Origin of the sequence: Listeria farberi (assembly GCF_014229245.1) — a bacterium.
In the GTDB taxonomy this organism is placed as follows: Bacteria; Bacillota; Bacilli; order Lactobacillales; family Listeriaceae; genus Listeria; species Listeria farberi.
The window spans coordinates 1-1246 of sequence record NZ_JAARZJ010000048.1 but is presented as its reverse complement, the minus strand read 5'-3'; the positions used below and the strand labels follow the sequence as shown (position 1 = coordinate 1246).

Below are 1246 nucleotides of genomic sequence, written 5' to 3'. Positions count from 1 at the left end.
AGCACCTTGTATGTGTCAAACAACTCGATAAGTGATCTAAGCGATTTAAGCGGCTTGACTAATCTAAGCAACTTGAATGTGTCAAACAACTCGATAAGTGATCTAAGCGATTTAAGCGGCTTGACTAGGCTAAAAAACTTAAATGCAGACAACAATCAGATAAGTGATATAAGTTATTTGAGAGCTTCTCGCTTTAGTCAGCTAGCTGTAAGAAATCAAGAAATTATTATTCCTGGAATAAAGTGGTTTAATCGAATAGAGACACCGTTTATAGCAAAAGATACAGAAGAAAATATAATAACTCCGTCTAACATCTCTAATGGTGGTACTTTCGCAAATCCTGTAATTACATGGACTGGTTTAGCTAATGTGGCTCAGAATCTCAGTTATTCGTGGAATCGATATGGTGGTATTAATAGTGGCTTTTCGGGAAAAGTTACTATACGTATAGAGCCCGTTGCTGTAAAGATAATGGTAGACAGTGATGGTGATAGTCAAACAACTGGAGATCAAACGTTATTTGCAGAAGAAACAAGTAACTTAAATTACTTGGAAGACGTATATAATTATGCGAAAGCACAATTAAATGGAACAAACTATGGTTTGATAAATACTGAAACGGATAGTAATGGTGATTATGTCATTCTGGTATCCGAAGTAGGGTCATTAAAAAAAGAAGATGCGAATGGAAATGCGGTAGGAACGGATGTTCCTTATACGCCAACTTATACCGTTACAGGTACAGGGAACAACGCGCAGTTAGTTGCTTCCTACGGAGTATCAGTAGATGCCCCACCAACAGGATATGTATATATCTATGAGAAAGGGACGTCACAAGAAGCACGTTATACTACTAATACACTAGCCACTATTTCGAGTACAGATACAAATGGTAATGGGGTACCTCAGTGGAAAGAAGATTATACGGTAAAGCAGTATCAAAAAGCTGGTGCATTACATCCATCTATCCCAGGTGGAGACCAAGAAGTGATTGGTGTACCGGATGATGCCGTAGGCGGAGATATCGTGACGATACCGCCAGATACAATTACCGGATCAGATGGAAGAGAGTATATTGTAGATCCGAGCATCGATATAGATCCAACGCTTCCAGGTGTTCAGGTTCCGTTGACAGATGATGAGCAAGATATTCCATATCTTGATGTTCTTTTATCTGAGAGTACGTCGGAATCGATTGCGTTAAGTGAGTCCGAGTCGACATCCTCGTCCTTGAGTGAGAGTGAGT

General features: G+C 39.6%; 1 protein-coding gene. It reads left to right on the top strand.

From position 1 onward, the window contains the following. A partial coding sequence (locus HCB45_RS15105; RefSeq protein WP_312026342.1) for a leucine-rich repeat domain-containing protein occupies positions 1–1246 on the top strand: 1246 nt, incomplete at both ends.